The organism is Gimesia chilikensis, from assembly GCF_008329715.1.
GTDB classification, from domain to species: domain Bacteria; phylum Planctomycetota; class Planctomycetia; order Planctomycetales; family Planctomycetaceae; genus Gimesia; species Gimesia chilikensis.
The window spans coordinates 873,114-897,581 of sequence record NZ_VTSR01000032.1 but is presented as its reverse complement, the minus strand read 5'-3'; the positions used below and the strand labels follow the sequence as shown (position 1 = coordinate 897,581).

General features: G+C 53.0%; 13 protein-coding genes. 11 read left to right on the top strand and 2 right to left on the bottom strand.

Annotated features, from left to right (window positions below):
• Positions 1–33 precede the first annotated feature (33 nt).
• The 4 genes from rfbB to FYZ48_RS28245 all read left to right on the top strand — a co-directional run bounded on the left by rfbB (position 34) and on the right by FYZ48_RS28245 (position 5,133).
• Positions 34–1,056, top strand: coding sequence for a dTDP-glucose 4,6-dehydratase (rfbB, locus tag FYZ48_RS28260; RefSeq protein WP_149345798.1), 1,023 nt, complete (start codon positions 34–36; stop codon positions 1,054–1,056).
• 144 nt (positions 1,057–1,200) lie between these two features.
• Positions 1,201–2,523, top strand: a complete 1,323-nt coding sequence (locus tag FYZ48_RS28255) for a UDP-glucose dehydrogenase family protein (RefSeq protein ID WP_149345797.1) — start codon at positions 1,201–1,203, stop codon at positions 2,521–2,523.
• Between the two features lie 118 nt (positions 2,524–2,641).
• A protein-coding gene (prfB, locus tag FYZ48_RS28250) for a peptide chain release factor 2 (protein WP_198422292.1) occupies positions 2,642–3,752 on the top strand; the annotation gives its coding sequence in 2 pieces (ribosomal slippage) (positions 2,642–2,710 and positions 2,712–3,752; 1,110 coding nt in all).
• Between the two features lie 58 nt (positions 3,753–3,810).
• A complete protein-coding gene (locus tag FYZ48_RS28245; protein WP_149345795.1) occupies positions 3,811–5,133 on the top strand; it encodes a 3-keto-disaccharide hydrolase in 1,323 nt (440 codons plus the stop codon).
• Here the strand turns inward: FYZ48_RS28245 and FYZ48_RS28240 are convergent.
• On the bottom strand, positions 5,084–5,899 hold the full coding sequence (locus tag FYZ48_RS28240; protein ID WP_149345794.1) for a hypothetical protein: 816 nt from the start codon (positions 5,897–5,899) through the stop codon (positions 5,084–5,086). The genes FYZ48_RS28245 and FYZ48_RS28240 overlap by 50 nt on opposite strands.
• A gap of 234 nt (positions 5,900–6,133) precedes the next feature.
• Between FYZ48_RS28240 and FYZ48_RS28235 the strand changes: the two genes are divergently transcribed.
• The 7 genes from FYZ48_RS28235 to FYZ48_RS28205 all read left to right on the top strand — a co-directional run bounded on the left by FYZ48_RS28235 (position 6,134) and on the right by FYZ48_RS28205 (position 20,662).
• On the top strand, positions 6,134–8,443 hold the full coding sequence (locus FYZ48_RS28235) for a serine/threonine protein kinase (protein WP_187782272.1): 2,310 nt from the start codon (positions 6,134–6,136) through the stop codon (positions 8,441–8,443).
• A 154-nt stretch (positions 8,444–8,597) separates the two neighbouring features.
• Positions 8,598–9,578: an aspartate carbamoyltransferase catalytic subunit gene (locus tag FYZ48_RS28230; protein ID WP_149345792.1), complete on the top strand. Its 981-nt coding sequence runs from the start codon at positions 8,598–8,600 to the stop codon at positions 9,576–9,578.
• A complete protein-coding gene (locus tag FYZ48_RS28225) occupies positions 9,575–10,855 on the top strand; it encodes a dihydroorotase (protein WP_149345791.1) in 1,281 nt (426 codons plus the stop codon). Before FYZ48_RS28230 ends, FYZ48_RS28225 begins: the two co-directional genes overlap by 4 nt.
• A gap of 308 nt (positions 10,856–11,163) precedes the next feature.
• Positions 11,164–11,952, top strand: a complete 789-nt coding sequence (locus FYZ48_RS28220; protein WP_149345790.1) for a hypothetical protein — start codon at positions 11,164–11,166, stop codon at positions 11,950–11,952.
• A gap of 86 nt (positions 11,953–12,038) precedes the next feature.
• Entirely contained in the window at positions 12,039–14,534 is a 2,496-nt protein-coding gene (locus FYZ48_RS28215; protein WP_149345789.1) for a BatA domain-containing protein, read from the top strand.
• Positions 14,535–14,579: 45 nt separating this feature from the next.
• Positions 14,580–16,859, top strand: a complete 2,280-nt coding sequence (locus FYZ48_RS28210; protein ID WP_149345788.1) for a hypothetical protein — start codon at positions 14,580–14,582, stop codon at positions 16,857–16,859.
• Positions 16,860–17,020: 161 nt separating this feature from the next.
• Positions 17,021–20,662: a hypothetical protein gene (locus FYZ48_RS28205; RefSeq protein WP_149345787.1), complete on the top strand. Its 3,642-nt coding sequence runs from the start codon at positions 17,021–17,023 to the stop codon at positions 20,660–20,662.
• A gap of 51 nt (positions 20,663–20,713) precedes the next feature.
• Here FYZ48_RS28205 and FYZ48_RS28200 read toward each other — a convergent pair whose 3' ends face one another.
• The gene (locus FYZ48_RS28200; RefSeq protein ID WP_149345786.1) at positions 20,714–24,040 is read right to left on the bottom strand and encodes a DEAD/DEAH box helicase; all 3,327 of its coding nucleotides are present in this window, start codon (positions 24,038–24,040) and stop codon (positions 20,714–20,716) included.
• Between the last annotated feature and the right edge of the window lie 428 nt (positions 24,041–24,468).

The following is a 24,468-nucleotide window of genomic DNA, read 5'->3' as shown; positions in this document are numbered from 1 at the left end:
TCATTTGCTTTAAAAAGAGGGACAAAGCCAGTCATGAAACGGATTTTAGTAACAGGCGGATGTGGTTTTATTGGATCAAACTTTATCCGTTTACAATTGTCTGAGTATCCGGAAATCGAAGTCACCAATCTCGACAAACTCACCTATGCCGGCAATCTCGAAAACCTCAAAGAATTTGAATCGCACTCCGGCTATCAGTTTGTCAAAGGGGACATCACTGATCCGGAAGTGGTAAATTCTCTGCTGGACTCTGTCGACTTTGACGCCGTCATCAACTTTGCTGCAGAATCGCACGTTGATCGCAGCATTCTGGATTCCGGACCATTCATCCAGACCAACATCGTCGGAACACAGGTTCTGTTGGATGCAGCCCGCAAACATGAAGTCAACCGATACGTCCAGGTCTCCACTGACGAAGTCTATGGCAGTCTCGGTCCCGAAGGGCTGTTCACAGAACAGACCCCAATTGCGCCGAACAGTCCCTATTCTGCCTCCAAAGCTGCCGCCGACCTGCTGGTTCGCAGTTATGTGAATACGTTCGGCTTCCCTGCTGTCATCACCCGCTGCTCCAACAATTATGGTCCCTATCAGTTTCCTGAAAAACTGATTCCGCTGTTTATCTCCAACGCCCAGGAGGGTAAATCGCTGCCGATCTACGGCGAGGGAACAAACGTACGCGACTGGATTCACGTAATGGACCATTGTCGGGGAATCGATGCTGCTCTCAGAAAAGGTGAACCCGGTCAGGTTTACAACTTCGGCGGTCACGCAGAGATGCAGAATATTGAAATTACGAAACTGCTTCTCAAACTTCTGGACAAGCCAGAATCACTCATTGAATACGTCACAGATCGCCCCGGACATGACTTACGTTATGCGATCGACTGCAGCAAAGCGGAATCTGAACTGGGATGGAAAGTGGAAACAGACTTTCAGGCAGGTCTGAAAGAGACCATCGACTGGTATCTGGAAAACCCCGAGTGGGTAAACCGGATCCGTACAGGAAAGTATCGCGAATACTATGAACAGCAATACGGAACCCGTCTGAAATCCTAACAATTCAGTTCCTGTTTAACTATTCTTCCTTATCACGGAAATTGTTAGCACACCTTCTCTGACGGTGACTACCATCTCCGCGAGCATTGACTCTCAAAATCTTATTGCGAATCAGCTTCTAAATTCCAACGGACTCTTAAGACAATGAAAATTGCAGTAATTGGTACAGGATACGTAGGATTAGTCACGGGCACCTGTTTCTCTGAAAGTGGAAATTACGTCACCTGCATTGATATCGACGAGTCCAAAGTCCGTCGTCTTCAAGCGGGAGAAGTCCCGATCTATGAACCTGGCCTGGAGGAAATGGTCAAGCGGAACACCAAAGCGGGACGCTTGACGTTTACGACAAGCTATGCTGATGTGATCCCTGATTCCAAATGTATTTTCATCGCCGTAGGCACTCCGATGACCGCAGATGGCTCAGCCAATCTGGACAGCATCTGGAAAGTAGCAGAATCACTGGCACCGCTGCTCGCTGAAGACGCTGTGGTCATCATTAAAAGTACCGTACCGGTTGGCACAAACCGCAAGCTGGCCGACATGCTCAAATCACTGACTGGACGGGAAGTCGATGTCGCCTCTAATCCGGAATTCCTCAAAGAAGGAGCAGCCATCGACGACTTCTCCAAACCCGACCGGGTAGTAGTCGGAGTCTCTCGCCCCGAAGTTTCTGACGTTTTACATGAACTTTACAAACCATTTCTGCGCACCGAACACCCGTTCCTGTCGATGGAGCTCGAGAGCGCGGAAATGACTAAATATGTCGCCAACTGCATGCTGGCAACCAAAATCAGCTTCATTAATGAGATGGCCAATCTCTGTGAACGCGTCGGAGCGGATATCAATCAGGTGCGACGCGGTATTGGACACGATCAGCGGATCGGCTTTTCATTTCTGTTTCCGGGAGTCGGTTACGGTGGATCCTGTTTCCCCAAAGACGTCTCGGCGCTGATCTCCGTAGCCCACGATCATGAAATGGAGCCCTCAATCCTGAACGCCGTCGATCAGGTCAACACAGCCCAGAAACGGGTCCTGTTCGACAAGATTAACCGCTACTTCGAAGGGGATCTCGCCGGAAAAACGGTCGCCATCTGGGGACTCGCTTTCAAGCCTAAAACCGATGATATTCGCGAAGCGCCAGCCCTGGTCCTGATCGATCTGTTACTGGAAGCGGGCGTCAGCAATATCAAGGTTCACGATCCTGTCGCCATGGAAAATGTTAAAGCGGAGTATGGTGATAAACTCTCATACTTTGACCATCATTACGACACGCTTGATGGTGCTGATGTACTCGTAATCGTTACGGAATGGAACGAGTTCCGGCACGCCGACTTCGATTACATCCGTCATAAACTGACACAGCCGGTTATCTTTGACGGACGCAACCTCTACGAACCCTCAAAGCTGAAAGCCAAAGGAATCAAGTACTTTGGGATTGGACTCAGTTCAGAAAAAAACTTAGATTGACCGGCATGCCTCAAATGCTTTGTCAGTAGACTCACAGATATCCATTCAGCACTGCCTGTTTGGTTTTTAAATAATTTTCCTGCAGCCCCGGCTGCAGAGCGATAGAAAGCACACACCAATGGATCACGAACTCAGAGATAAATGTACCGGAATCATGGATCGCATCGTCAAATTACGAGACTCTCTTTGACTACGCTGGTAAGAAAAAACGGACCACCGAAATTAATGAAATGATGGGGGCAGCCGGCTTCTGGGACAACCAGGAGAAAGCTCAGGTCCTCGTTTCTGAGATGCAACAGCTGCAATTGACTGTCAAACCGCTGACAGAGTTGATTGAAGGCGCTGGGGATCTTGAAGTTCTGCTGGAATTCATTGAGGAAGAAGGCAGCGAAGACAGCATTCCCGAACTCGCTGCCACCGCAGATCGTCTGCAGAAGATCCTGGATCACCTCGAACTTCAGGCCATGATGTCTGCACCCGAGGATGGCTCTGCAGCCTACCTCAGTATTCAGGCCGGTGAAGGGGGGACCGACTCCTCTGACTGGGCAGAAATGCTGCTGCGGATGTACCTGCGCTGGGCGGAGCGTCGCGGTTTCAATGTCGAAATCCTGGATCGTTCTGATGCTGAAGAGGCCGGCATTCGCAGTGCCACAGTCCGCATCGAAGGAGACTATGCTTACGGCTATCTCAAAGGTGAAACCGGTAACCACCGGTTGATTCGTATCAGCCCGTTCGATTCCGCAGGCAGGCGACATACTTCCTTTGCCGCCGTCGACGTCTCACCCGACCTGGGAGAGATTGCAGAGATTGAAATCAACTGGGACCAGGACGTGCGGGAAGACACCTACCGCGCCAGTGGTGCCGGGGGACAGCATATCAACAAAACCGATTCTGCAATCCGTCTGACGCACCTGGAATCGGGTGTAGTCGTACAATGTCAGAACAACCGCAGTCAGCATAAAAACCGTGCGGAAGCCCGTAAAATGCTCAAAGCGAAACTGTTCCAGATTGAACAGGAAAAACGGGACGCCGAGCTGGCTGCAAAGCGGGGTGGTAAATCGAAGATTGGTTTCGGCGGTCAGACCGTCCGCAACTATGTCTTACACCCCGACCAATATGCAAAAGATGCCCGCACGGGCCACAAAGTGGGAAATCCAGGCCCGGTCCTGGATGGCGATCTGGATGGATTCCTCGAATCCTTCCTCCGCTGGGGTATGGCGGAAAATTAACCAGGCTGATAATACGAATGCCTGCTGGTAAGTAATCAGAAACAGAGGGAAGTAAATCATGCGATCAGGAAAGCTGACTTGCGGTGTTTTAAGTATGTTCATTTCACTCAGCCTGGCTGGCTGCCTGAAAGTGGAACATCCTTCCCCTCCTGCCAAAACCAATGCCGAACCTCAGGTAGGCGAGTCGCCGGAAGCGAAACCAAAGCCGTCCCCCGAACCTCCGGGGGACGTTATTCCCGACACCGGATTGACCAAAGCCGAAATTGAAGAGGGCTGGATTGCCCTGTTTGACGGCCACAGTCTGTATGGCTGGAAACCTAACAACGACGTGAACTGGCACGTCGAAGAGGGAGTCATCAAAGCGAGCACCGGCGAACCGGGTCTGCTCCTGACAACATCCCCATTCGCAGACTACGAGTTGCGTTTTGATTTTAAACTCGCTCCCGAAACCAACAGCGGCATGTTCCTCAGAACAATCTTCGATCCTAAAGATCCCACCAAAGACTGCTATGAACTGAATCTCTGTGACACAAAAACGGAGTTTCCCACCGGCAGTCTCGTCGGCCGCAGTAAAATCAAGGAAACGGTCGCCGCCAGCACCGACTGGCAAACGTTTCATGTCCGCGTGGAAGGCCCTCAGTTCCAGGCCTCACTCAACGGAAAAGAGGTTCTTAATTTCAAAGACACTTCTGAGAACCAGCGCGACATCGGTTTCATCGGTCTGCAAAAGAATGAAGGAGCCGTCGAATTCCGGAATATCTATCTCAAACCGCTCCGGATGATGACACTCTTCAACGGCGTCGATCTGGCAGGCTGGCAGGTCGTCCCCGGCTCTCAGAGCAAATTTGAAGTCGTCGACAAAACCATCCACGTGACTGCCGAAAAACAGGGCTATCTGGAAACTGAAGACACATTCGACAATTTCCTCTTTCAGGCCTCAGCCAAATCGAACGGGGAAGCACTTAACAGCGGTTATTTCTTTCGTGCCATCAAAGGTACCGAATCCGGAATGGCTAACGGCTACGAAGTTCAAATCCACAATGGATTCAAAGACAACGACCGTACCAAACCCGAAAATGCAGGGACCGGTGCCATCTTCCGGAGAACGGAGGCCCGTCGTGTCGTTTCCAACGATCACGAATGGTTCACCACCACTCTCAATGCTTACGGCTCTCACATCGCTGTCTGGATCGACGGCTATCAGGTCACCGACTGGGAAGACACCCGCAAACCGGATGAAAATCCGCGGAAGGGCCTGCGCCTCAAAGCTGGCCACATCAGCCTGCAGGGACATGACCCGACGACCGATCTGAACTTCAAAGATCTGAAGCTCAGTAATCTGCCGGGTGAATCATCGCCTCCTGCAAAGTCCGGGAAATAGTCTGAAACAACTCCTGCTCCGGGGCAACTTTACAGACGACAGCGTCCACTCCCAGCAGACGTGCTGCGGTGATCGTCTCAGGATGCGCCAGCCCCATCATGCCGATACAAACCGGATGTTCTCCCAGCAACATCAGTCGGGACTGCACGACGTCCCAGGGATCGAGATCATACAGCCAGAGATCTGCCTGGGCCCGTCGAGCAGCAGACGCGATCAATGCGCCGCGAGACTGCACCAGGGCTTCCAGCATCCTGCGGTACACCGGGCCCCCGGATATCACCCCCACCCGTTTTCCCTGCAGACAATCTCCCTCTGGATCTGATTCCGAAGCTGCCTGATAGTGAAAGATTTCGTCGCGGCCCGCAGTCAGGGGGTAAGCGGGCGCTGTTCCTCTAATAATCTCTGCCTCCTGCCGAATCCGGAACTCGGCAGCGCGGGCCGGGACCCGAATACTGACGGGCCAGAAATTCCGTGTTCTGCCATCGGCTTCACACCAGACACCGTAACAGCAGAGAAACCGACTGACCGGAAACCTCCTGACCAGTTCTGTCAGGGTTCTTCCCGCGAACTCATCAGGCCAGTTTTGACAGATCACGACCAGTTCAGGCTGGATGGACTCTGTTTTCAGTTCAGAGAGACGGGGCACGCACACCAGTTCCGCGTCGTCGAAAACCTCCTGGAGGGAATGCATCACACCACGCATTTCTTCGGTCTGGGAATTCCCCAGAATCAACACGCATTCCCGTTGAGCGTCGCTCTGCTGCATCCGCCTCTTCTCCTAAAGACCATATCTTTCGTAGTTTGAGATAACTTATAACGTAAACCGCCAATTTAGGGGAAGGGCACTCTCTCTGCTCAGAAGTTGTCAGTTCCTGCGAATCGGTCTTGCGAAAATCCCGTTATTTTGTCATAAACCGTTATCTAACAAGCTGATCGGATTTGATCTCGCCAGTGGCTCAGGATGCCCGACACATTGGTGAGGAAAAGGATTTCTCAAACGTTGATCGAACCGCCTTCACAAGAGTTGATTCATCGCCTGACCAGCCTCAAGCTCTGTACAGCCGCTGATCTGAGACGATGCCGACGACGAGTCAGAAAATTGGCCCGGGGAATCCCGGCTTTCGACTCGGTCTGGATTGATGCGCTGGTTCAAGCTCAGAAAATATCCCCCTTCCAGGCCAAAGCACTGGAAGCAGGGCACCCCGAACAGCTGACCGTTGGCCCTTACTTGCTGATCTCTGAACTGGGGCACAGTCATAAATCTCGTACTTTTATCGCACGACCTTCTGAAAGTGCTGATCGCTGCGCCCTGAAACTGACACAACCTCAGTCAGATTCCACAAACCAGCTGCAGCAGGATTTCCACACATTGCTGCAGCAACTGCAGGGTCTGCATCACCCCTCGTTAATTCTGCCCCGCGTTGTCAAACCGGTAGGTCAGCAGTTTGTGGTGATCAGTCATTACTTGCCGTCATCAACGGTCTCCGAACTGTTAATCCGACGCGGACGCTTTCCCGTTCCCGTTGTACTGTCAATTGGAGCTCAACTGCTCGACGCTCTGGTCGCCCTCGAAAAACGCAGAGTGATCCATGGTGACATTCGTCCCTGGAACGTGCGGCTGACCCCCAGCGGAATCGCCGCCCTGGTCGATACGGGTCTGGAACCAATCCTGTCACCGGAGCTGACGATTCACTCATCCTTACCGCCGCGCTGCTACGACGGAATTGCACCGGAGCTGATAGGGACCGGGCGTCATCCCGATGCCCAGAGTGACCTCTACGCACTGGGCTGTCTGCTCTGGGAGTTACTCGCCGGCCGACCTCCGTTTACGACAGGAGACCCTCTGGCCAAACTGGCATGTCATCAGACAAAGACCATTCCTGATATTCGCAGCTGGGCACCCGAAACACCGGCTCCCCTGGCTGAAATGCTTTTAAAACTGACCGCATCACACCCCAATCAACGACCAACCAGCATGCAGGCTGCTCAACAGCAATGGCCGGTTTCTCAGCAAGGCTCTCGGAAAACACTGGCTCGCTTCCATGCATCGTTTCAACACCAGACGACCCGCAGCCAGAGCGAAACAGGCACCAGCCGACCAGGGCGACTTCCTTTGATTGCCGCCATGATCTTCGTCCTTTCCGGACTCTCTTACACACTGCTGGATGAAGGAGCGCGCAATCACCTGCTGGAAATCACCTCTCGTGTTTCCTTCACTCAATCCAGCTCAAACTCCCCCCCAGCTGAGTCAGCCACCGAGGCTTCCTCTAATCAAAAAGCCGAGACTGCTGCCCAACGACAATTACTTCCCGTCCCTGACGGAAACGGCGTGATTCTGCTGGATTCAGCCGAACCATACGTATCCACACAAATCTCAACGGTCGGTGGATTGACCATCAAAGGCACTGCCGAAAACCCGGCGATCATTGAAATCGAAGAGACTCCCTGCCGCATCGTCGCCGCCAGTCTCAGCCTCGAAAATGTGATTTTTGTCAACCGCTCCCAAAGTCCTTCTCCACAAAAACAGTCAGCGTCAGCAGGCACTTCCACGGCGTTACTGCACGTGACCGCCCAGAGCCTGAAGATCAAAGGCTGCTGTTTTACTCAACTCGATTCAGAAAGCTCCGACACCTCAGCCCTCGAAAGGGAAGCCATTTACTGGAGTCCCCTCGACCCGCAACAGCGGAACAGCAGCCAGGTCCACATTCAGGACACTCTGTTTGCGGTCCCCCAACATGCACTACACCTGACACATACGCCTCAAGTCCTGACGCTCACAAACAGCTTGAATGTCACGTCTCATTCTACGCTTTACCTCGAACGTGCCCCGGAGATTGACCAGCAGTTCAATTTGAAACTGCAGCACCTGACGCTCCGAGAAGCAGGCCCGCTGGTCCTGTTAAACTGGACCGATCCCACATTAATTCCCGGCACCATTCAAATCGAGGCCCGGGATTGCGTGTTTGACCTGAATCAGGCAGCCCTGATCCAGGTCAGAGGGCAGAAACCACCGGAAAACTGGCTCTCTTCGGTCAGCCTGCTCGGCGAGGGTTCTGTCGCCTCTGCAGAAATTCAGATCGCAGGCTGGCAAGCCTCAGCCACTGAACCACTTCAGGAATTGAGTACGCTCAATATGGATATCGAAGGACTCTCGACCGGTAAATTCGAGTACGCAGCACCACTCAGTCTGCATGCGGAAGACTCAGTCATTACCGCCGCCCAGGTCCCACGTACTTCATCGCTGCCACCGGGCATCCAGGTAAAACAGATCCCCGGATTCCTGGCACGCCTGATGTCTCTCGAAAACTGAGAACCGCGGCCAAATATCTCCAACCACGCTCCTTGAAGGGAGGACAGGGGGTTGGTAATATCTGTTCCAGTCCTGTGAAAAACGACCTCCGTCGGCCGGCAGCACACGGGCGGCTCCGCCAGTTGACGAACGCACACACTTATCTGATGTGACTATGAATATCGACCATGAGTATCGAACCGACATCTCCCGTGGCTGGAACCGGAAACACATTTTAGGACTGCAGGACCTCTCCCGGGATGAGCTGAACATCATCCTGAATCAGGCAGCCGAATTTAAGCGGCTCGCAAATATTGGAGAAACCAAACTCACCCCGCTGGCAGGCACCGTGGTCGCGAATCTGTTCTTCGAACCATCCACACGCACCCGCATCAGCTTCGGTCTCGCAGCCAAACGACTCAGTGCCGACACAGTTGATTTCACCGCCTCCGGCAGCAGCCTTTCCAAAGGGGAAAGCTTTGTCGACACAGCCAAAACCATCGAGGCCATGGGAGTCTCCTACGTAGTCGTCCGACACAAAACTCCAGGTGCCCCGCAGCTTCTGGCACAACACCTGGATGCCAACATTCTCAACGCTGGCGATGGAACACACGAGCATCCCACCCAGGCTCTGTTGGACATCTTCACCATCCGCGAGCATTTCGGGAAAATCGAAGGACTGACCGTCACCCTCGTCGGTGATATCCTCCACAGCCGGGTCGCGCGGTCGAATATCTGGGGACTGAAAAAACTGGGGGCCCATGTCATCGTCTGCGGCCCCACTACACTGATCCCCAACGATATTGAGCAGCTCGGCGTCGAGGTCTCCAACAGCCTGGACGACGTGATCGATCGCACCGACTGCCTGAACCTGCTGCGGATTCAGTTCGAACGTCAACGCGGGCATTACTTCCCGTCGATTCGCGAATACGCCCACCTGTTCGGCATGAATAAACAGCGAATCAATAAAGCCAAAGAAGATGTACTGATTCTGGCTCCCGGACCAATCAACCGTGGTGTAGAAATCACTCCCGATGTAGCCGATGGCCCGCACTCTGTCATTCTCGGACAGGTCAGTAACGGGCTGATTATCCGCATGGCTTGCCTCTACCTGCTTCACTTACAACGTATTGCCTCCCAGGGAACATCTGGATGAAATCTCTCCTTATCAAAAACGGGCACATTATCGATCCTTCGCAAGATCTGGATGTGCAGGGCAACCTGCTCGTCGAAGGAGGAAAGATTACAGGACTCTGCGATGACGATGTCACAGCAGACGAAGTGATCGATGCCACAGGATTGATTGTCAGCCCCGGATTCATAGACCTGCACGTCTCCCTGTGCGAGCCGGGTTTCGAAGAAGACGAAACCATTGAAAGCGGTACGGCTGCGGCATTGGCCGGTGGTGTGACTTCGCTGGGTTGTCTGCCGAATACTGCTCCAGTTGTTGACGACCGGTCTTCCGCAGAGTTCATCCTGCTGCAGGCCGAGCGGGCATCTAACTGTCACGTCTTTCCCCTGGGAGCAGTCACCAAAAACAACGAGGGGAAAGAGCTCGCTGAAATCGGGCAGCTGGTCGCCGGCCAGGCGGTCGGTTTCACCGATGCTGATAAACCTATCGAGAGTGCTGAAATCATGCGGTGTGCCCTGGAGTACACCCGCATGTTCGGCCGCCCGATTTTAAATCGTCCGCAGGTCACGGAACTGACGGAGAAAGGACAGATGCACGAAGGGTTTCACTCAACCGTATTGGGTTTGAAGGGGATTCCCGCAGCAGCTGAAGAGATCATGGTCAATCGGGATATCGCCCTGGCCGAACTGACACGCGGACGCATCCACCTGATGTGCGTCTCCACGCAAAACAGTGTCGCCCAGATCAGACGCGCCAAGGCGTCTGGAATCCAGGTCTCCGCCGACGTGACTCCCCATCATCTCACCCTGACGGACCAGATGCTGGAAACTTATGATCCCAATTACAAAGTTCTGCCTCCGCTCCGTTCTCAGGAACATATTGACGCCCTGATCGAAGGCCTCAAAGATGGCACGATTGAAGTGATCTGCTCGGACCATACTCCGCATGCTGCTGAGAAGAAGACAGATGAAATCCTGGGTGCTGACTTTGGCATCATTGGTCTGGAAACCCTGCTGCCAGTCTGCCTGCAGACCCTGATTACACCGGGCCATTTAACCTGGTCAGAATTGATCAGCAAACTCACCATTGGTCCGGCCCGCATTCTGGGGCTTTCCAAGGGAACACTCGCTGCGGGAGCAGACGCTGATATCACCCTCATCAATCCTGAGGTCCGCTATGTTCTGCAGCGGGAAAACTTGAAATCTTCCAGTCACAACAGCCCGTTTCTGGGCAAAGAACTGCAGGGCAGGGCAGAAGTCGTGGTTGTCTCAGGCGAAATCCGCTATCGGGCCGATCATTAAAAACTTCTGCACACAAAATGATCGAAGTTGACGTTCCCCTCTGTATCATCAACAATATCAATAAGTTGATCCGATCAGATCAGCGTGAACATCAGGGAAAGAACGATTTTCGATAATTTAAATCAAGTCACCCGATCGGGATCAAGTTTTTCTGTTCACCATCAGATAGGAACTTCAGACAGCAGGCACTAAACCACTCCCGTTGTAGAGTCGATAATACATATACCGCTCCCAACCCTTTATCAGAATGGGGCTTGTGATTAATTATGAAAAACAGCTTCCTGTCTTGTCCCCTGCTTAAGCAAAACATGAGCCTGCCCGTTCTGCTTTGCCTGAATCTGGCGATTCTGTGCTCTGGTTGTGGCGCAGAGACGTACGAGCAGCGACTCAACGAAACGGAGCAGTATTTCTCATATCTGCATGAGCGGAATCAGGCACTCGCTGGTACCTGGAGTGCTCCTCCGATTCACTTCCGCCCCCCCCTCGATTTTCAGGAAATTTCCGCTGCCGCACCAGCAGCAGTTCCGGCAGGTGAGAATGGAGAAGCGGAACCAGCGGAGCCGACTCAGACGATCGACCCCCGACAGCCGGATTTTGCCGATCTCAAACTCCCTGGTCTCGAAGGCGCCTGGCGAACGGAAGTCCCCGTCGATCTGGAAAATGAAACTGTGGATCGCCCAGCCTATCTGTATGTGCTGTGCAATTACTCGCTGTTGCAGAACGAGGAGCAGGAAGCTGCTGGCAATTTTTTAAACGAAGTCAACAACCAGCTCTCCACCACTTTTAACAAGTATTTGAATACGGAAGACTTTGTTACCGAACGCTTTCCCCGTAAGCGGGGTTACACCAACCCCAAAGAGTTTACCTTCAATTCCTTTACTCCTGAAATGCCCATCGATGGCGCCCCTTATGAAATACAGATCTACCTGACTGAATCGGGTGAGTATCAGGCTGCCATCCTGGCTTTCATCCCCGAGAATATGGTCCGTAAATCCAAATTGCAGGAACAGATCGATTTCAGCTTGGAGACTTTTGATCTGCAGCCCCCGCAACGCGGAAACGGCGGCGGAGAATCACGCCCCAGCACGCAGTTTTAGTTGACTCAATGAGCGAAATAGAAAAGAGATCACAAATCGTAACGATCTGAATCGCCAATCAGACTCTCCAATAGACACATCAATCTATGTCACTCATTCACCCTGGTTTATTACTTGGAATTCTGCTGGCAACTATCCCGGTGATTCTCCACTTTCTGCTTCGTTCCAAACCCAAAAAACTGATCTTCCCTGCATTAGCGCTATTGCAGCGACGTAAGATTCAAAACTCGCAACGCCTGAAACTGCGACACATCTGGCTCCTGCTCCTGCGAATTCTGATCATAGTCGCCATTGTCCTGGCACTGACACGTCCCTCACTCCCGCCAGCCAATTATAGCTTTTCGACGTACGAGCTGGTCATGTTCTGTTCCATCATCGTCTTGGCGGTGCTGGCCTACCTGGGATTGATGAGACATTATCAGAAACAGAGAATCTCCCAGCAGTCTTTGAATACACGACGCACTTTTCTAAGGGGAGGCATCGGAGGCGCCGCGTTCCTGCTGATAGCACTCCTGGTTCTCTGGCCTTACCAAAGGAGAGTCTTTGCGGAAATTTCTGCCCCGTTACCGGCCGTTTCTGAAAACATTCCGGTCACGGCGATCTTCCTGTTTGACACCAGTCTGAGCATGGACTACCGCCAGGAAAACCAGTCACGACTGGAACAGGCCCAGTCCATCGCCGAAGAGCATTTGAGTAATCTCCCCGCGCAGAGCAGGGTCTCAATTCTGAACAGCAGCAGCGAAGATATCTCCCCATTTCAGTCGGACCTCACCGCGGTGAAATCCCGGCTCAAGTCCCTCAAAACATCCGCCTGGTCCCTCTACCTGGATGATCGCCTCCGCACTGCCATCAATCGTCAGGAAGATGACTTCAAACGCAGCCAGAACGAACGCCAGTCCTCAGGTTCACAGTCAGCCGGCTCCGATCAGTTTGTGCGGGAAATCTATATCTATACCGATCTGGCCCGCACCGCCTGGCGCAGCCAACCTTCCCAGTTAATTCAACAGCAGCTGGAAAAGCTCAAATGGCTGGGAATCTACGTGATTGATGTCGGAGTGACCAGTCCCCAGAATATCGGAATTTCCCACCTGGATCTTTCACGCGAATCGATCACACTGGGCAATTCCGTCTCGATCAAAGCAGAAATCACGTCCACCGGCATCACAGCCAGTGACACGTTTCTGGAGTTATACACACAAAACGAGAAAGGGCAGTTGATAAAGCGGGATCAGCGTCCTCTTTCCACGCTCGCATCTCCAGACGATGCTCCCGCATCAGAAAATGTGACCACCGGAGCAAAACCGGGCCCCCAGTTGGAAATGAGCCTGCCGAATGTCGATCAGCCGGTCACACAGGGAGAACTGCGGATCACCTCTTCTGATCCCTATCTGCCCGATGATGTCCGTTATTTTACCATCACCGCCCGGCCTCCACCCAAGATTCTGATTGTCAGTCCCGACGCCAGCTCTGCCCGTCTATGGAATGATGCCCTGGCACCCAGACCTTTGGTCACCCTTAAAAAGAACCGCTATCAGTGTGAGATCGCCCCCCTCAACCAGATCGAAACACTCCCCCTGGAAGAATATGCCGCCATCTATCTGATCAACATCACCAGCCTGCCTGACAGTCTGTGGCAGCAGTTTACAGACTATGTCAAACAGGGGGGAGGCCTGGGAGTACTGATGGGCAGCGACGGCGATGCACCTGAATCGACAATCGTCTCGTTCAACTCCCGGCAGGCACAAGAACTCCTGCCGGTGGAACTGTTAGGCTCACTCAAGTTCATCCCGCCGGAATTCCTGGACCTGGAACACAATGAGCACGCACTATTCTCTTATTTTCAGGATCTGGGAGGCACCGGAGAACTCTCAAACATGGAAGTCAACCGCTACTGGCGTGTGGAACCGGAAAACCCGGACCAGGTCATCGCCCGCTACACCGATGCCCGCCATTCCCCCGCCATCATCGAACGTAATCTCGGCAGGGGTAAGGTCGTCGTCTTGACCACAGGTATCGATGCCCAGGGCTGGAGCCAGCTCCTGTATGCCCGCTGGTCTTATCTCGCGTTTGCCGACCAGTTGACCCGCTACCTGATCCGTACAATCGCCAATCGAACCAACTATCTGGCTGGCGAAGTTGCCATCTATCAATGGCCGGCAACCGCCACCACACCGGAATCGTTCCTGCTCAGAACCCCCGATTTGAAACAGCTTCCCATCGAGATCAAACAGGGAGCGCATCAGGTCTCTATTCCTGATACCCGGGTCGTCGGCCATTACGAGCTTATCGATAATTCGAGTAACGTCACTCGGTCCTCAAGCGGATTCAGCGTGAATGTCAATCCGGCCGAAAGCAATTTCCGCCCCATCAGCAATCAGGAACTGGATCAGATCCTGGGAGCAGAACGTTACAGTATGACCCGCGATATGGAAGGACTGAAACGCACCATCCGAACGGGGCGACTTGGTGTCGAAATCTTTCCGATCCTGGTCACTCTTCTGCTGGCCGTCTTCTGTCTGGAACATTTTACTGCAAACTATTTTTACGAAATCGATCAACCTTCAGAAGAATCCACATCCTGAACGACAACCCAGACAAGCACTGTCTGACGTGAAACTGACTCTCTCATGAAACCAATCTTTGAACCAATCTGGTCCTGGCCCACGATGATCCTGCTCATCATCGCGCTGTTCGCATTGGTTCTCACCACCTATCCCGGCCGCGTCAGACATTTTTCCCGGCCGATCAGGCGAACATTGATCGGTCTGCGGCTGCTGATCGTCTTACTGCTGGCTTTCATGATGCTGCGTCCCGCGATCGAACTGACCGACAAAACAGTCCGTCAGTCCTGGCTGTACATCCTGGCTGATTCCAGTCGCAGCATGCAGACTCAGGACGGCCCCGCGAGCACCACCCGCCGCAATGAACTGCTCAAAACACTGGAAACCGCCCAGCCTGCGTTCAAGGAGATGGATAAGAATATCAAAATCAGGCGGTTTGATTTCGCACAGGACCTGACACCTGTCGAAACATTCTCCGATCAGGCGGAAGGACAGCAGACGGCTATCGGTTACGCATTGGAAATGCTCTCCGGCGAACTGCAACAGGAACAACTGGTCGGCATTCTGCTGCTCTCTGACGGAGCGGAACGTTCGCTTCCCCCCTATGATATCGATATCAGATCACAGGCCAGCTATTTCGGCGATGCCGGCATCCCCATCTACACGCTCGGCTTTGGTTCTTCCACGTTGCAGGACACCACCCTGGATCTGGTCATGGAAAATCTGGTGATTGATCCGCTGGTTTTTGAAAAGAAAACCACGCCGATTACCGTCAAGGTCCGCAGCCTGGGTGCCTCCGGGAAAGATGTCACCGTCCGACTTCTCGTTGAAGATCGAGCGGGGAAAAAGATCGGTGAAGCCGGCCTGATGCTGCCCGCGGCTCCTTATAACAATTCCCGGGTCGCTACCCAGATTCACCCCACCCAGAACAACGAGCTCGACACCGTCGAACTCTTCTGGACTCCGGAAGTACCGGGAGAATACAAAATCGCCGTCGAAGCGGTTCCCCTCGATGGAGAAATCAAGCAGACGAACAACCGCCTGGAAACGATCGTCACCGTCCAGAAAGGGGGCGTACAGGTCGCCTATTTCGACGCGCTTCGACCGGAGCAGAAATTCATCCGCTCCATGAATGACCCTAAAATTCAGCTCGACTATATCCCCATGGGCAGCGGTTTTTCCGGGGGCAGAAAACCAACCAGCCCCGATCTGAATGATGTTTCCAAATACGATGTATTCATCATCGGTGATGTCCCCGCGGATCTCCTGGGACCCACGCTGCTGCGCAAGATCGCCGCCCAGGTGGATCAGGGTTCCGGCCTGCTGATGACCGGTGGTTATCACAGTTTCGGCCCCGGAGGTTACGCGAACACGCCACTGGACAACTTTATTCCGGTCGAAATGCGTAGCAGTGAAAAACAGACGGGAAATGGGATTGCAAAAGACCTGCATCATTTTGAAGATCTGAAAATGATCCCCACGTCACTGGGCCTGCAACGTTATGTCATGCAACTCGATAGTTCGGCAGACCGCAATCGCCAACTCTGGAATGAACTGTCCCCCCTGAAAGGAGCCAATAAGCTCCGTAAGAAGTATGAGACGGTCGAAGTCCTGGCCCAATCCGCAGGGAACGGGGCCGTACCGCTGCTGTTTGCGTCCGATGTGGGAGGAGCCCGGGTCATGGCGTTTGCCGGCGATACGACCTTCCAGTGGTTTCTCTCCGGACACCGTAAGGAACACGAGCGTTTCTGGCGACAGATGATCCTCTGGCTGGCTCACAAAGAGAATGACTCAGATCAGAGTGTCTGGACCCGGGTTGAACCTCGAAACGTCGCTCCCGGCAGCCAGGTCCCCATACTGTTTGGTGCCCGGGGCCCGGAAGGGAAACCGTTAAGCGATGTGAAGTTTACGGTCCAGGTTGCTGGCCCCTCTGGTAAGACGTCACAAGTCGAAGTCGTGGGAACGGGAGAAACATCCCGCACCACTTTTTCTCAAACGACGGAGCCCGGTGATTACTGGGTGACCGTGCATGCAGAACAGAACGGCGTTTCACTGGGTTTTGATGCCACCACACGTTTCATCGTCGATCCCCGGGATCTGGAACTGGATAATCCCGCAGCCGACTACTCGCTGCTCGAAACGATCGCCTCACTCTCGGGGGGAATAGCTGTCCCTCCTGAAGAGCTGGGCAGCTTCCTCAATCGGATGAATAAGGACAAATCCTGGAACAACGACCTGACCCGATACAGGCGAATATCACTCTGGGATAACTGGTATTTTCTGCTCCTGTTCGTGCTGCTGCTCTCCCTGGAATGGTTCCTGCGGAAGAAAAAAGGCCTGGTATAACGGTTGTCCGGGCATTTGTCTGATAATCTTCTGAAAAACTGCCGAAAACGGAAACTCCCTGAAAAAACAGGAACATTATTTCCATCGCAGGCGTCGATCATTCTATAATAAGAACGTAAGGACAGTTCTTTTTACGGATTTCAGACTGACACAGGTTTTCCATGTCTACAGCTTCCAACTCGACGCCATCGACAGAAAATCGGAACGGACAGTACGCCAAATTCGATGAGTATGTGGACTATCAGGTCTCCCGCACCGGTTCACACATCAAGGCGAACGATCTGCTCACGACGGCAGTGGGTATCTCCACGATTTTCCTGGGCTACCTGTTGCTCTTCATTCTCTGTGATCACTGGCTGATCAAGGGGGGCTTCGGTCATCTCTCGCGGCTGATCATGCTCGCCGGGGTGATACTGGCCAGTATTGGCTGGGCTGTCTGGAAACTGGTTTTACCCTACTTCAAGAAAGTGACACGGCTCTACTCGGCCCGTGCGTTGGAACAGACCTCCGAAGACATGCATGGCGCGCTGTTGAACCTGGTAGACCTCCAGCGATCCGACCGCAAGGTCAATCCGGACATCATCAGTTCACTCGAAAAGCGGGCTGCCCTGACGCTCTCCCAGACCGATACCGAACAGGCGGTGGATCGACGCCCGCTGATGCGACTCTCTTACGGCCTGTTGTTTGTTGTCGCTATTCTCTGTTTCTACGCACTCTTTTCACCTAAACAGATCTGGCCCTCACTCTCGGCTGCGATCTCATTTTCCTCCGAACGCGAGTTTGCCACCCAGACTCAGATCAGTTCCGTCACCCCCGGCAACACAGAAGTTCTGGCAGGCAGCCAGTTGGAAGTGATTGTCGATCTCCGGGGCGAAGTGCCGGAAGACGTCACACTGTTCTACACATCCAGTGACCAGGGGCGCGTCGATGAGCCGATCAAACTCCGAGCCATGGATGAAACCCTCAAACGCTTCCAGGGTCTGATTGTTGGCGTCAATGGCCGCGGGATCCGCCAGAATCTGAGCTACCATATCGAAGCCGGTGATGCGGTTTCCGAGGAATACCAGGTCAGTGTCATTCAGCCCCCCTCAGCGACTGTGCATTCCGTCCACTACGATTATCCATCCTACATGGAACTGGCAGCAGTAGAACAGCCCGGCGGTGCGATTGATGCCTATGAAGGCACTAAAGTAACCGTAGATGCTACGACCAACATGCCCATCACATCGTTTGAAGTTCTCTTTTCTGACGAAGAAGACTCGGCCTCTTTGCTGGAAGAGTTCCAGGTTAAAAAATCGATCGACAAGAATACCATCTCCGCCTCCTGGAAATTGAAGCTGAGATCTGATGGAACCTTCCCGAAATTCTACCAGATCAAATGCAGGAACGAAGCAGGGCAGGTGACACTCTCGCCGACTGTTTATCCACTGATGATCCGTCGCGATCTGCCACCGGAAATCAGTCTACTCTCTCCCAAACAGGATCTGAAACTCCCGTCCAATGGCACGGTCCCGATTTCAGTGATAGCGGAAGATCCGGATTTCAAACTCCGCTATCTCAATCTGCGTGTTGAAAAACAGCAGATTCGTATTCTTGATAAAACTCTATTCGAAGGGGATCGCAAAAGCGTAGGCATCAATTACGATCTCGCCCTGGAACCTCTCCGATTGAATCCGGGGGACACAATTTACTTCTGGGTCGAAGCACGCGACAACAAACACCCCTCCGGGAACCGCAAGAACACACCCAAGATCAAAATCGAAATCCAGGAACCGGTCTCACCCGAAGAAGCCAAAAAACAACTGCAAGAACAAAAGCAAAAGGCCGCGGAAGAGAAGCAGCAACAGAATCCTGACCAGCCTAAACAGCCCGGCCAGCAGCAAGGTCAGGAAAAACAACCCGGTCAGCAGCCAGGTGACGGGGACCAGCCGATGCCTGATCAGAAAGAGCAGGGGGATTCCAAATCCGATTCTGGTAAACAACCCGGCGACCAGAAGCAGCCGGGCAACGAAGATCAGAAACAATCTGAGCAACGTGGACAGAAGAAATCAGATTCTCCTGAATCAGGAGCAGAGCCAAACCCGGAACCGGGGGAAGGTCAGCCCCAGTCCAAGCCGGAGAAAAAAGAAGGTCTGGACAGCGATGGCAGTGACGACCAGACAGCACTCAAGAAAATTCTGGAGAAGCTGAAAAAAGAGGGTCAGGAACCAGACTCTGATCAAAAACAGCCAGAAAACGAAAAACAGGGTTCTGAGAAACAGGACTCCGAGCGCCCGGGCTCTGATAAGCAGATGCAGGAACCGGAATCCAATGGGGCCGATTCCAAGTCCAGCGAATCTTCATCCAGTCAGGACAAAAACTCTCAAGGCACACCCGGTCAGGGCCAGAACCAGGACAAGAACCAGAAACCCCAGCCCTCTTCTAAGGCAAATGAAAATAATCCTGATCAAAAATCAGCAGACCAGAAATCCCCACCTCAAAAAGGCAGAGTAGAGGACGGTACGAAAGAGCCTTCCGATGCGAAAGAAGTGGATCGCAAAATGAAAACCGAAGGAGATCCGCAGGGAAAAGCCAGACCAAACAATGATCCCGACGCTGATCCCAAGCGGAGTAACAGCGACGTGAAGCGGGATCCGAATGAGAAACCGGCAATGCGACCGGGAGACAAAAAATCTCCGAATGCCAATCCGCAGGAGAAACCGGAGCAATCCTCTTCCAAGCAGGGACAGCAGAATGATCAGCCCGATCAGAAACCGGGTTCTGAAATGCGAAAACCACAACAGTCGAACGACAATCCCTCCTCCCCTAAACAGCAACAGGCTGCCGACGGGAAGAAGTCGCAGCAGAAACAGGATCAGCCTGACGGTTCTAACCAGCCACCGGGGGGTAAACCTGAAGCCAATGATCAAAAATCCAAACGTCCCCAGGACGGAGAGAATGGCAACAGTTCCCAAAATGACCAGGGACAGAAAGGGAGTCAGCAGCCCGGCAAAGGGGATTCCACCGGACAAAAAGGGAACCAGGAGCAAGGTAACAAAGGAAATCCCTCAGGCTCCAGTAAATCAATGGAACAGAACCAGTCCCCGGAGAAACAGGGACAGGATCAAAACCAGCAGAATAAAGGCCAGTCGGGTAACAACCAGAACAAAAATCAGAATCAGAAAGGCAATCAGTCTGGCGGACAAAAAGGAGATAAAGCTGGTGGTCAGAAGGGAGGCCAGAAAGGAGGGCAGGGCTCATCCGCAGGTAAAGGGCAATCCCAGAAGAGCAACAGCCAGGCAACAGGCTCCAGTAAAGGCTCCAACTCCAGCGATCCTCAAGGTTCCAGCGCGACGACCGGGGGCACCGCTCCCGGTGACAGTGAATCAGGGGGCGCCGGTTCAAGTCCAGCGCTGCCCGACGCTGATGAAGCCAACCTCGAATATGGAAAAGAAGCCGCCAACCTCGTTCTGAAACGCATCAAAGACGAACTCAAACGCGAGGAAGTCGATCCGGAACTTTTGAAGGAACTGGGCTGGTCGAAAGAGGAAATGAAACAGTTTTCCGAACGGCTGCAGAAACAGCTGCAAATGCAGGATAACAACCAGCAGTCTCCTGAGTCCCTGGCTCGTAAGCGGCAGTTTGAAGAGATGCTCAAATCACTCAAACCTGCTCCCCGGGCGGCACGCCGCAACCGGAACAGTACCAGAGAACAAACCAGCGACAGCCTGGGACCACGTCGATTGCCGGTTCCGGAAGAATACCGCGAAGCCTACGAAGCCTTCACACGCGGTCTGGCCAATCAGAAACCGGCTGACAAATAAGTCGCTCAGATTAACAACTGGCAGACATCACTCGCACTGCTGACTCCCTTGTTAAGAGAGCAGCAGTTCGAGATCTTCGCTGGACAGGTTCTTGAGGACGCTCTGGTTTTCTTCCAGGATCGCATCGGCCAGTTCGCGTTTCTGCTGCTGTAACTCGGTGATCTTTTCTTCCACCGTATTGCGACAGATCAGCTTGTAGGCAAATACCCGTTTGGTCTGCCCGACACGGTGTGCCCGGTCGATCGCCTGCGTCTCCACGGCCGGGTTCCACCAGGGATCCAGAATGAAGACGTAATCCGCAGCGGTCAGGTTGAGTCCCAAACCACCAGCCTTGAGACTGATCAGGAACACACCACAGTCTTTATCGGTCTGGAATCGATCGACGCGTTCTTTACGATCGCGTGTCTGTCCATCCAGGTATTCGTAGACGATCTCTTTCTGATCCAGGTGTTCCTGCACGATCGACAGCATGCTGGTGAACTGTGAAAAGACGAGGGCCTTGTGACCTTCTTCGATCAGTTCTTCCAGGTGTGGAATCAACACATCCATCTTGGCCGAAGCATCCAGTGCACGGCCCCGCTCCAGCAGAGCAGGGTGGCAGGCTGCCTGTCGCAGCCGGAGCAGTGCTTCCAGCACATGGATTTTGGTTTTCCCCAGGCCCTTGGATTCGACCATTCCCAGGATTGAGTCCCGGTAATGCTGTCGGAGTTCGTCGTAAAGACGGGTCTGATCTTTGCCCATATCGCAGTAGAGCGTCTGCTCAACTTTGTCGGGCAGTTCGTTAGCCACCTGTTCCTTGGTTCGTCGCAGAATGAAGGGTCGCAACGCGTTCCCCAGGAGGAGCCGGGCATTCTTATCTTCGATGTCGTTGGTGTAAGCTTTGAACACCGAACTGCGTCCCAGCATGCCGGGATTGAGAAACTCGAAGATCGACCACAGATCTCCCAGATGGTTCTCGACTGGTGTACCACTCAATGCGATTCGATGTTTCGCCTGCAGCAGCCGCGATGCTTTCGCAACCTGCGACCCCGAGTTCTTAATCATCTGGGCTTCATCCAGGACAGCATAATCGAACTGGATATCCTTGATCTGAGTAATATCGCGACGCATCGTACCATAGGTCGTTAATACCAGATCGTACTCTTCCAGCGAATCGATCAGTTTGCCTCGATCCCCGCCTGCATACTCGACAACTTTCAACTCAGGCGTAAACTTGGCGGCTTCCTGCATCCAGTTGAACATCAGCGACTTGGGAACGACAGCCAGTGAAGGCAGATGTCCTTCCCGGTCCTTCTTACGACGTAATAACAGGGCCAGCAGCTGAACCGTTTTACCAAGACCCATGTCATCAGCCAGACACCCACCAAAGTGGAAGTCCTGCAGGAACTGCAACCAGCCTAAACCTTCGAGCTGATACTTGCGCAAGCCCCCTTCGAATCCGGCTGGTTCTTTATCCAGGGCAATCCCTGAAAAGTTCCGGATCTTATCCCGCATTTCATCGAATTTGGCGTCTGTCTCAACAAATTCCTGTGAACTCAGTAAAGCGTCCAGCAGCGCCACCTGATTGGGAGCGAACCGAAGATGCTCTTCATCTGTGACCGCCAATCCGGCCAGAATGCCGTACTGTTCGATCCACTCTTCCGGCAGGATCCCCAGTGAGCCATCATCGAGTCGAATCGATGAATCACCGCGGGCCAGTGCCGATAACAGCTCAGGGAACTTAACCGTCTGACCTTCAAAATCGATATCTGCGTGCAGTTCAAACCAGTCAATTCCTGACTGGACCTTGAACATCATGTTGGATGGCTGATGGACCTGTTTGCCATCGGCGCGAACCACCCAGCCGGCATTGATCAATTCACGAACAGCACCACCCAGATCACGGGCCGCAATTTCCACATCGCGTCCCTGAATCCGACGATCCAGCAGGCGACGGAAACCACTGTCCTGCAACAGTGTCCAGGCTTTCGATTCTTTTTCGCGGTTTCGCAGAATACAGCGTTTTTCCTGGCGATCCACAATCGCCCACTGGGTACTGCTTCCCGAGACCAGATGATCCAGATAATTAAAATGAATCTCGCCATACAGGCGATCCTGCTGCCAGCGTTTCTTCTGTGGAGAATGAATCAGCAACTCCGGACTGGGGTCGCAGGTGATCTCTTCCAGATGCAGCTCTTCAGGCAGTTCCAGTCGGGGCAGGACAGGCATATCCAGCAGGCGGTCTACCAGTTCCTGCTGCTCGCCTTCATCGACTTCAATTGTCTCATTCATCTGAATCATTTTGATCCAGGGAAATGCATCGTAATCTTCCAGAGGTGTGATTTTATCGCGGGTCAGTACCAGTCCCCCCGCGACAATCAGACGTGCATCTGTGATTTCCAGAGTATCGTCTTCTCGCTTCAGATGACCATTCAGCTTCCACGTCGATTCTTTGCGGTCATGCTCAACTCCCATCCGGAATTCCCAGGCATGTTCGCCGTCCCAGACCAGGGAATCGACGTCATCAGGCTGTCGCTCCAGGTAGCGCACGTGTCCTGTACCGCACATCAGTGGAAGAATCAGCTCACAAAGTTCATACGGCACCCGATAGCGGAATGCAGCCATTTGTGTTTCGGTTTGCTGTGCTCGCCAGTTGGTTCGCTCTGGTGTCCCGCCGGAGAGGTATGCCAGAATCCGGCGGTCGTCTTCATGTTCGACTTCCTGCAACTGGCCGACTTTGAGCTTGAGTGGCTTCAGCTTGCCCCACTGACCGTTAGCTCTTCGCTGACGCTGTGAAGTCTGCACAACCAGTTGTCCAGATTCCTGACTCTCTTCAACATCAATTTCGTAGAAGATCTCACGTTCCTGTTGTGTGGTTTTGGACAGGACCGGCGCCAGGGCGAAATCATTTTTCAGCTCGACCAGTTTCGTTTCCCACTCACGCAGACGAGGACGGGAAGTCACAGCCGTCGACTGCTCTCCACTTGACTTGGATTTGCGCGATCGACCACTGCCCAGCTCGAAATCGGAGGGCATTGAGAAATCGTAGTCGTCATCATCTTCATCGAAAGCAATCGGCGTATTTTCGATGATGAAGGGAGGAATGTATCCAGGCTTGACCGAACCGGTCAGGTATCCTGCTACATCCACCGCCAGAATAGAAGCCCAGAGATGTTTACAGACGTTGAACTTCTGAAACTGATCGCAGGTGCAATAGGTCTTCAGATTACCGTCATCGCGGGACAGCTGAGTCTGATACTCTACACCGTCTCTGACTACCGCAAACACATGGTCTGCGGTCACGCGCGTCAGCTCAACCCGTTCGGCTTCAATGTAAGCCGCTCCACGGAAACGAATGTCCGCACGAAATTGATTTTCCAGTAATTCTGCTAACGTCATGGACGGCCTCCTGCCTGATCCCAAAACGCAACTCGCATTATTGAGACACTCCCAGTTATCTGCATAAGTCAGTCCTGAATGGCTCCTGGACCAACGCTAGTATCGGTCGGAACTTATAATGTTAGGTTCGCTCAGCCAGATCGTTTCACACTGAACCAGCCCGGCTGGGTTATTGAAGTTTTACCCTCAACTCCCGTCCAGAGCGCATCTTACGAGGTTACTAGATCCACGCCGCTTTTGGCCAGTCTATCTGGAGGGTTTTCTTATGAATTTTTGACTTCTATTTAAAAATCGATTCTGAACATTCCATTATATTCAAGAGTCTGTGAAGTTCAGCCCCCTCAGACTGGTCGAACGGGAAAAAGTGTGATATACGACTCCCACAAGTCCTTCGCTCGATTTCCTTTTTTCGAAAATGGATTATATAA

Bases quoted from the DNA above. Each gene is read 5' to 3' on its own strand.
- rfbB (WP_149345798.1), top strand. From the start codon at position 34: ATGAAACGGATTTTAGTAACAGGCGGATGTGGTTTTATTGGATCAAAC.
- FYZ48_RS28255 (WP_149345797.1), top strand. From the start codon at position 1,201: ATGAAAATTGCAGTAATTGGTACAGGATACGTAGGATTAGTCACGGGC.
- FYZ48_RS28245 (WP_149345795.1), top strand. From the start codon at position 3,811: ATGCGATCAGGAAAGCTGACTTGCGGTGTTTTAAGTATGTTCATTTCA.
- FYZ48_RS28240 (WP_149345794.1), bottom strand. From the start codon at position 5,899: ATGCAGCAGAGCGACGCTCAACGGGAATGCGTGTTGATTCTGGGGAAT.
- FYZ48_RS28230 (WP_149345792.1), top strand. From the start codon at position 8,598: ATGAATATCGACCATGAGTATCGAACCGACATCTCCCGTGGCTGGAAC.
- FYZ48_RS28225 (WP_149345791.1), top strand. From the start codon at position 9,575: ATGAAATCTCTCCTTATCAAAAACGGGCACATTATCGATCCTTCGCAA.
- FYZ48_RS28220 (WP_149345790.1), top strand. From the start codon at position 11,164: ATGAGCCTGCCCGTTCTGCTTTGCCTGAATCTGGCGATTCTGTGCTCT.
- FYZ48_RS28215 (WP_149345789.1), top strand. From the start codon at position 12,039: ATGTCACTCATTCACCCTGGTTTATTACTTGGAATTCTGCTGGCAACT.
- FYZ48_RS28210 (WP_149345788.1), top strand. From the start codon at position 14,580: ATGAAACCAATCTTTGAACCAATCTGGTCCTGGCCCACGATGATCCTG.
- FYZ48_RS28205 (WP_149345787.1), top strand. From the start codon at position 17,021: ATGTCTACAGCTTCCAACTCGACGCCATCGACAGAAAATCGGAACGGA.
- FYZ48_RS28200 (WP_149345786.1), bottom strand. From the start codon at position 24,040: ATGACGTTAGCAGAATTACTGGAAAATCAATTTCGTGCGGACATTCGT.